Source organism: Xanthomonas sp. LMG 12459, assembly GCF_009192905.1.
Classification (GTDB): Bacteria; Pseudomonadota; Gammaproteobacteria; order Xanthomonadales; family Xanthomonadaceae; genus Xanthomonas_A; species Xanthomonas_A sontii.
Genome location: NZ_NSGT01000098.1, coordinates 22,570 through 29,068 on the forward strand (window position 1 = coordinate 22,570; position 6,499 = coordinate 29,068).

10 protein-coding genes are annotated in these 6,499 nt (G+C 70.5%); 8 read left to right on the plus strand and 2 right to left on the minus strand.

Going from position 1 to position 6,499, the window contains the following annotated elements:
• Window positions 1-148 precede the first annotated feature (148 nt).
• Window positions 149-553 carry a DUF6165 family protein gene (locus CEK65_RS18955; protein ID WP_017907820.1) on the plus strand — a complete coding sequence of 135 codons (405 nt, stop codon included), beginning with the start codon at window positions 149-151 and terminating at the stop codon, window positions 551-553.
• A 47-nt stretch (window positions 554-600) separates the two neighbouring features.
• Here CEK65_RS18955 and CEK65_RS18960 read toward each other — a convergent pair whose 3' ends face one another.
• Both CEK65_RS18960 and CEK65_RS18965 read right to left on the minus strand, forming a co-directional pair.
• Window positions 601-855 carry a DUF2798 domain-containing protein gene (locus CEK65_RS18960; protein ID WP_043092951.1) on the minus strand — a complete coding sequence of 85 codons (255 nt, stop codon included), beginning with the start codon at window positions 853-855 and terminating at the stop codon, window positions 601-603.
• A 199-nt stretch (window positions 856-1,054) separates the two neighbouring features.
• The gene (locus CEK65_RS18965; RefSeq protein WP_043092950.1) at window positions 1,055-2,104 is read right to left on the minus strand and encodes a glycosyltransferase family 9 protein; all 1,050 of its coding nucleotides are present in this window, start codon (window positions 2,102-2,104) and stop codon (window positions 1,055-1,057) included.
• Window positions 2,105-2,124: 20 nt separating this feature from the next.
• Between CEK65_RS18965 and CEK65_RS18970 the strand changes: the two genes are divergently transcribed.
• The 7 genes from CEK65_RS18970 to CEK65_RS19000 are packed head-to-tail and all read left to right on the plus strand — an operon-like array spanning window position 2,125 to window position 6,283.
• Window positions 2,125-2,874: a 3-deoxy-D-manno-octulosonic acid kinase gene (locus CEK65_RS18970; RefSeq protein WP_152182657.1), complete on the plus strand. Its 750-nt coding sequence runs from the start codon at window positions 2,125-2,127 to the stop codon at window positions 2,872-2,874.
• Complete coding sequence (locus CEK65_RS18975) at window positions 2,874-3,632, plus strand: MBL fold metallo-hydrolase (RefSeq protein ID WP_152182658.1); 759 nt, start codon at window positions 2,874-2,876, stop codon at window positions 3,630-3,632. The genes CEK65_RS18970 and CEK65_RS18975 overlap by 1 nt, the downstream gene beginning before the upstream one ends.
• Window positions 3,629-4,663, plus strand: a complete 1,035-nt coding sequence (gene moaA / locus CEK65_RS18980; protein WP_152182659.1) for a GTP 3',8-cyclase MoaA — start codon at window positions 3,629-3,631, stop codon at window positions 4,661-4,663. Before CEK65_RS18975 ends, moaA begins: the two co-directional genes overlap by 4 nt.
• A gap of 3 nt (window positions 4,664-4,666) precedes the next feature.
• Window positions 4,667-5,041, plus strand: coding sequence for a nuclear transport factor 2 family protein (locus tag CEK65_RS18985; protein ID WP_152182660.1), 375 nt, complete (start codon window positions 4,667-4,669; stop codon window positions 5,039-5,041).
• Window positions 5,042-5,072: 31 nt separating this feature from the next.
• The gene (moaC, locus tag CEK65_RS18990; RefSeq protein ID WP_150410550.1) at window positions 5,073-5,591 is read left to right on the plus strand and encodes a cyclic pyranopterin monophosphate synthase MoaC; all 519 of its coding nucleotides are present in this window, start codon (window positions 5,073-5,075) and stop codon (window positions 5,589-5,591) included.
• On the plus strand, window positions 5,588-5,833 hold the full coding sequence (locus tag CEK65_RS18995; protein WP_017908887.1) for a MoaD/ThiS family protein: 246 nt from the start codon (window positions 5,588-5,590) through the stop codon (window positions 5,831-5,833). The genes moaC and CEK65_RS18995 overlap by 4 nt, the downstream gene beginning before the upstream one ends.
• 3 nt (window positions 5,834-5,836) lie before the next feature.
• Window positions 5,837-6,283, plus strand: a complete 447-nt coding sequence (locus CEK65_RS19000; RefSeq protein WP_152182661.1) for a molybdenum cofactor biosynthesis protein MoaE — start codon at window positions 5,837-5,839, stop codon at window positions 6,281-6,283.
• The last annotated feature ends 216 nt before the right edge of the window (window positions 6,284-6,499 follow it).

Below are 6,499 nucleotides of genomic sequence, written 5' to 3' on the forward strand. Positions count from 1 at the left end.
GCATGCACCGAGTGCATCCCCCCTTCCCGCCAGTTTCGCATGAGGCCCCGTCAGGGGCCTTTTGCTTTTTGGCGCTCGCGACAGTGTGCCGACGCTGGCTTAAGGCGTCGCCGTTACACTCTTCCTTCTCCTGTTTTTGGTGTCTGCCATGTCCGAAATCCTGGTGCCCGTGTCCTTCGGCGAATTGCTCGACAAGATCGCCATCCTGCAGATCAAGTCCGAGCGCATCGAAGATCCGGGCAAGCTGGCCAATGTGCGTGCCGAACTGTCGGCACTGGAAAAGACCTGGATGGCGCATCCGGCGGCCGGCGGCGACGTGGCGCGCCTGCGCGCGGAACTGAAGGCGGTCAACGAGCGCCTGTGGGTCATCGAGGACGAGATCCGGATCAAGGAGAAGGCGCAGGCCTTCGACGAGGAGTTCATCAAGCTGGCGCGCAGCGTGTACTACGAAAACGACGAACGCGCGCGGCTCAAGAAGGAAATCAACCTGGCCCTGGGCTCCAGCTACGTGGAAGAGAAGTCCTACCAGGACTACCGCAACGCCTCGGCGTGAGGGCAGAGTTCCGGGAGGCGTTGCCGTCTCCCGGAACGCGCCGCACCTCAGTTGCGTGCGACCACCAGGCCGGTCAGGCGCCGCACCAGCGGCAGCACCAGCAGCAGGGTGGGGAAGGCCACCAGCCAGGATAGCGCCCAGGCGCCGAGCCAGAGCGTGCCGACACCGGGCGCCAGCCCGACGCTGCGCAGGGTGCTGATCATCGAGACGATGCAGGTCATCAGCACCGACAGCAGCAGCGGGGTGACCCAGGCGGCATGGCGCGGGGACAGCTTGCGGGAAAACAGCGGGGAACGTGACATTGCGGACTCTCCGTAAGCCGGTCGATCGAAGGCGCCACCCGCCAGCGGCCTGCCAGGCCCGGACGGGAAACAGCCCCGGACGGATCCGGCGCAGTTGGCGCGTTGATTGACGTAAACGCTTACGGCGGCTCCTGCAGGCCGGGTCGGCGGCAGGACGCGCGGCGATGGTAGAGCGGCGCCGCGTGCGCCGCAACCGCGCTCAGTGGCCGTGGTCGGCGCGATAGCGCTCGAATGCGGCGATCGCATCGTCCACCGCGATGAGTTCCATCACCCCGTCGAACTCGATCTTGCTGCCCCACTTCAACTGCGCGGCCGGCTTGCCCAGGTATTTGCGTGCAGCCGCGTCGTACTTGTCCACGCAGTAGCGGATGTCCGAATACGGGCCGCTGCGGCGCGGGTTGCTGGCCGCGTGCAGGCCCAGCACCTTGGTGCCCATGGCGTTGGCGATGTGCATGGGGCCGGAGTCGGGTGTCATCACCAATGCGGCGCGCTGCAGCAGCGCCGGCAGTTGCTTGAGCGTGTCGCGGCCGACCAGGTCGAGCACCGGCGTGCGCGCCGCTGCAACGATGGCGTCGGCGGTGCTGCGCTCCAGGTCGCTGCGGCCGCCGCACAGCACCACCCGCCAGCCCTGCGCGGCGGCATGGTCGGCCACCGCGGCGTAGCGCTCGGCATACCAGTTGCGACGCTGGTGGCTGGAGCAGGGCGAGATCAGCAGCGCCGGACGGCCGTCCTCGGGCCATTGCGCACGCGCCCAGGCGTGGGCGTCCTCGGGCACTGGCAGGTCCCAGCGCACCTCGGTCTGGCGCAGCCCCAGCGGCTCGCAGAAGCTGCCGATCGCCTCCAGCACGTGGATGCCGGGGCGGTCGGGGATGCGTTCGTTGACGAACAGGCCGTGCAGGTCCTTGGAGCGGCTGCGGTCGTAGCCGATGCGGCGGCGCGCCGGCACGAACGCCGACAGCACGTTGGCGCGCAACGCCACCTGCATCTGCAACAGTGCGTCGAAGCCTTGCGCCGGCAGGGCGCGGCGCAAGGCGCGCATGCCGGCCAGGCCGCTGCGCTTGTCGTAGGGGTGGAACACCACGCCCGGCAGGCCGTCGAGCAGCTTGTGCCCGGCCTTGTCGATGATCCAGTGCAACGCCGGCGCCTGCGGCCAGGCGCGCTGCAGGGTCCGCACCAGCGGCACCACGTGGGTCACGTCCCCCAGCGCCGACAGGCGCAACAGGCACAACGAAGGGAGCGTTGCCGGCATGGTGTTGTTAGACTCGCTGGATGGTTGCATTCGACGCCACCGAAGCGCTGACGCCGTACCGCGATGGCCGCGGCTACGGGGCCATTTTGTTCGACCGCGAACGACTGCGGCAAGCCGAACCGGCGCTGTTCTCCGCCGCCGCCTGGGGCGAACGTGCGCGCCCGGTGGATGCCGGCGGCCGCGGCGGCGCCTGGTTCGTCGATGCCCCGTTCGGCAGCTGCGTGTTGCGCCAGTACCGCCGCGGCGGGCTGGTCGCCAAGCTGGTCCGCGACCGCTACCTGTGGACCGGCGCCGACCGCACCCGCAGCTTCGCCGAGTTCCGGCTGATGCGCGCGCTGATCGCGCGCAAGCTGCCGGTGCCGCGGCCGCTGGCGGCCTGTTATGTGCGCCAGGGGCTGCGTTACCGTGCGGCGATCCTGATGGAGCGGCTGGAGGGCGTGCGCTCGCTGGCCGAGCGCGCGCATCTGGCCGGCCGCGGCGCGCCGTGGGAGGAGGCGGGGCGGCTGATCGCGCGCTTCCATCGCGCCGGCCTCGATCACGCCGACCTCAACGCGCAGAACATCCTGTTCGACGGCAACGGCCGCGGCTGGCTGATCGACTTCGACCGCGGCGTGCTGCGCATTCCCGCCACCCGCTGGCGCGAGCGCAACCTCAAGCGGCTGCGCCGTTCGCTGCTGAAACTGCGCGGCGAGCGCAGCGTCGATGCGGTGGAGAAGGACTACGCGCGCCTGCGCCGCGCCTACGACCTGGCCTGGGAGCGCGGCTGCTGATGACGGACTGGGCGCTGCGTTTCCAGGGCGTGGGCAATGCCTCGGCGGTGGCGCTGGGCTCGCCGATGGCCACCATCGAGCGCGACGGCCGGCCGTGGCTGACCATCGACTGCGGTGGGGAGGGGCTGACCGCCTATCAGGCGCACTACGGCGCGATGCCGCAGGCCTTGTTCGTCACCCACGTGCACCTGGACCACGTCGCCGGCTTCGAGCGGCTGTTCGTGGACAGCTATTTCTCCGCGCGCCGCGGCAAGGTGCGGCTGTATGTGCCGGCCACGGTGGTGCCGCTGCTGCACCGCCGCGTGGCCGACTATCCGAACGTGCTGGCCGAGGGCGGCGCCAACTTCTGGGACGCGTTCCAACTGATCGCGGTGGGCGATGCGTTCTGGCACGAGGGCGTGCGCCTGGAGGTGTTCCCGGTGCGCCACCACTGGCCGGAGACCGCCTACGGCCTGCGCCTGCAGGGCGCGCTGGTGTGGAGCGGGGACACCCGGCCGATCCCGGAAATGCTGAACCGGTATGCCGACGACGGCGAACTGGTGGCCCACGACTGCGGTCTTCACGGCAACCCGTCGCATACTGGGGTCGACGACCTGGAGCGGGAATACCCCGCCGAGCTGCTGCAACGGACCATGCTCTACCACTACGCCAGCGCCGACGATGCCGAGGCCCTGCGCGCGCGCGGCCACCGCGTGGCGCGGCCGGGCGAGCGCGTGGCGCTGTCCGCGCCGCGCGCGCCGCAGGTCCCGGCGGGATGAACGCGCTGCCGCGCCCGCCGCTCGCGTCGGCGACGCCGGCGGACCGGCGCGGGCGGCCGTTGCGCGACCTGCGGCTGTCGGTGATCGAGGCCTGCAACTTCCGCTGCGGCTACTGCATGCCTGCCGACAAGGTGCCGGACGATTACGGCTTCGACGCCGCTTCGCGGCTGTCGTTCGCGCAATTGGAGACGGTGGCCCGCGCCTTCGTCCGCAACGGCGTCAACAAGCTGCGCCTGACCGGCGGCGAACCGCTGCTGCGCCGCGATCTGCCCGAGCTGGTGCGGCGGCTGGCGCGCATCCCCGGCGTGGACGATCTGGCCATGACCACCAATGGCGCGCTGCTGGCGCGGCATGCGCAGGCCTTGCGCGAGGCCGGCCTGCGCCGTGTCACGGTCAGCCTGGATGCGATCGAGCCGGCGGTGTTCCGGAAGTTGTCCGGCGACCGTGGCGAGATCGCGCAGGTGCTGGAGGGCATCGACGCGGCGGTCGCGGCCGGGCTGGGGCCGGTCAAGCTCAATTGCGTGGTCCAGCGCGGCATCAACGACGACCAGGTGCTGCCATTGTTGGCGCATTTCCGCGGCAGCGGCCATGTGCTGCGCTTCATCGAATACATGGACGTGGGCACCTGCAACGCCTGGCGCCGCGAGCGGGTGGTGCCGGCCGCCGAGTTGCGTGACCGCATCGCCGCACGTTGGCCGCTGCAGGCGCTGGCGCCGCACTACCCGGGCGAGGTCGCCGCGCGCTACGCCTTCGCCGACGGCGGCGGCGAGATCGGTTTCGTCACCTCGGTCAGTGCGCCGTTCTGCGGCGATTGCCACCGCGCCCGGGTCTCGGCCGACGGCCATCTCTACACCTGTCTGTTCGCGGGCGAGGGCACCGATTTGCGGCCGGCGCTGGCGGGGGGCGAGGAGGCGCTGGCCGAACGCGTGCGTGCGCTGTGGCAACGCCGCGACGATCGCTACAGCGAACTGCGCGGCGCGGCGACCGCCACGCGCGGCAAGCACGTCGAAATGTTCCTGATCGGCGGTTGAGCGATGGACGCCGCCGTGCAACGCGCGCTGGTCGCGCTGGAACTGGAATTGCTGGAACCGGCGGTGCGTGCCTCAGCGGCGCGCGTGGCGGAACTGCTCGACGACGCCTTCGTCGAGTTCGGTGCCTCCGGCCGCTGCTTCGACAAGCCGGCGGTGCTCCAGGCGTTACCGGCTGAGTCGGGCGCATTTCGCTACTGTGCATTCGACATCGATGTGCAGCTGCTGGAACCGGAGTTGGCGCACCTGCGTTATCGCAGCGAGCGCAGCGGCGGTGGCGAGCCGCCGCGACAGGCGCTGCGCAGTTCGCTTTGGCGGTATCGCGACGGCCAATGGCGCATGCTGTTCCACCAATGCACGCCGATCCCCGGCGGCGCTTGAAGATCGCGCCGTGGGAGCGGCAGCGCAATCCATGACCAAGAAGACCTCCGCCACGTCCGCGCGCGCCGCCGCGCCGGCGCTGACCCATCTGGACCCGCAGGGATTGCCGACCATGGTCGACGTCTCCGCCAAGGCCGCCACCGCGCGTGTGGCGGTCGCCGAGGCGCAGGTGCGCTTTCCCGCCCGCGTGGCCGCGCAGTTGCGCGCCGATGCGCTGCGCAGCGCCAAGGGCGGCATCGTCGACACCGCGGTGATCGCCGGCACGATGGCGGTCAAGCGCACCCACGAACTGATTCCGTTCTGCCATCCGTTGCCGATCGACGGCTGCCGCTTCGCCATCGACTGGCGCTCGCCGCAGGTGCTGGGCATCGAATGCACGGTGCGCACCGTGCACCGCACCGGCGTGGAGATGGAGGCACTGACCGGCGCCAGCGTCGCCGCGCTGACCGTCTACGACATGTGCAAGGCGCTGACCCACGCGATGACCATCGGCCCGGTGCGGCTGGTCGGCAAGCGTGGCGGCAAGCGCGACCTCGGGAGCGTGGCATGAGCGTCCAGGTGAGCGTGCTGTACTTCGCCAGCCTGCGCGAGGCCGCGGGCCTGGAACGCGAACAGGTGCATACCGATGCGCCGAACCTGCGCGCGCTGTATGCCGAACTCGACGCGCGCCATGGCCTGCGCTGGCCGCTGGATCGCTTGCGGGTGGCGGTGGACAGCGCCTTCGTCGGCTGGGACGAGGCGGTGCGCGACGGCAGCGAAGTGGTGTTCATCCCGCCGGTTTCGGGAGGCTGAGCCATGTCCACCGAACCGCGTTTCCGGCTGGCCGACCGACCGCTCGACATCGCCACGCTGCGCGTCCCGCTGGCGCATGCCCAGGCAGGCGCCTATGCCAGCTTCGAAGGCTGGGTGCGCGACCACAACGACGGCCGCGCGGTCGACGGCCTGCACTACGAGGCCTACGCCGCACTGGCCGAGGCCGAAGGCCAACGCATCGTCGACGAGGCCCTGGCCCGCTTCGCCATCCTCGACCTGCGCTGCGTGCACCGCGTCGGCGAACTGGCGATCGGCGACCTGGCGGTGTGGGTTGGTGTGGTCGCCGCGCACCGAGGCGCCGCGTTCGACGCCTGTCGTTACGTCATCGACGAGGTCAAGGCGCGCGTACCGATCTGGAAGCGCGAACGCTACCGCGACGGCGATGCGGGGTGGCTGCATCCGGAGACGCAGGCGTCGCAACCCGAGTAGCGGCGCGCGCGACCAGGCGTCGATCGTGTCTTCGTAGATGAGGGGGGTAACCCCGCCGGCTGACCGCGCCAGGCATCGCCTGCCGCCGTGCGGATTTCTATGCCGTCGCCACGGCCGGAACGAATGACACGCCGGGATGGCGGTTGCTTTCTGCAGGCGCAGCCGCTGCCTGCGATCTAGGTTGATCGTTCGTCGTCGAGAAGGGTGGTAACCCGT

Coding starts and splice junctions, on each gene's coding strand:
- CEK65_RS18995 (WP_017908887.1), top strand. CDS start 5,588: ATGAGCGTCCAGGTGAGCGTGCTGTACTTCGCCAGCCTGCGCGAGGCC.
- moaC (WP_150410550.1), top strand. CDS start 5,073: ATGACCAAGAAGACCTCCGCCACGTCCGCGCGCGCCGCCGCGCCGGCG.
- CEK65_RS18970 (WP_152182657.1), top strand. CDS start 2,125: ATGGTTGCATTCGACGCCACCGAAGCGCTGACGCCGTACCGCGATGGC.
- CEK65_RS18955 (WP_017907820.1), top strand. CDS start 149: ATGTCCGAAATCCTGGTGCCCGTGTCCTTCGGCGAATTGCTCGACAAG.
- CEK65_RS18985 (WP_152182660.1), top strand. CDS start 4,667: ATGGACGCCGCCGTGCAACGCGCGCTGGTCGCGCTGGAACTGGAATTG.
- CEK65_RS19000 (WP_152182661.1), top strand. CDS start 5,837: ATGTCCACCGAACCGCGTTTCCGGCTGGCCGACCGACCGCTCGACATC.
- CEK65_RS18960 (WP_043092951.1), bottom strand. CDS start 855: ATGTCACGTTCCCCGCTGTTTTCCCGCAAGCTGTCCCCGCGCCATGCC.
- CEK65_RS18965 (WP_043092950.1), bottom strand. CDS start 2,104: ATGCCGGCAACGCTCCCTTCGTTGTGCCTGTTGCGCCTGTCGGCGCTG.
- moaA (WP_152182659.1), top strand. CDS start 3,629: ATGAACGCGCTGCCGCGCCCGCCGCTCGCGTCGGCGACGCCGGCGGAC.
- CEK65_RS18975 (WP_152182658.1), top strand. CDS start 2,874: ATGACGGACTGGGCGCTGCGTTTCCAGGGCGTGGGCAATGCCTCGGCG.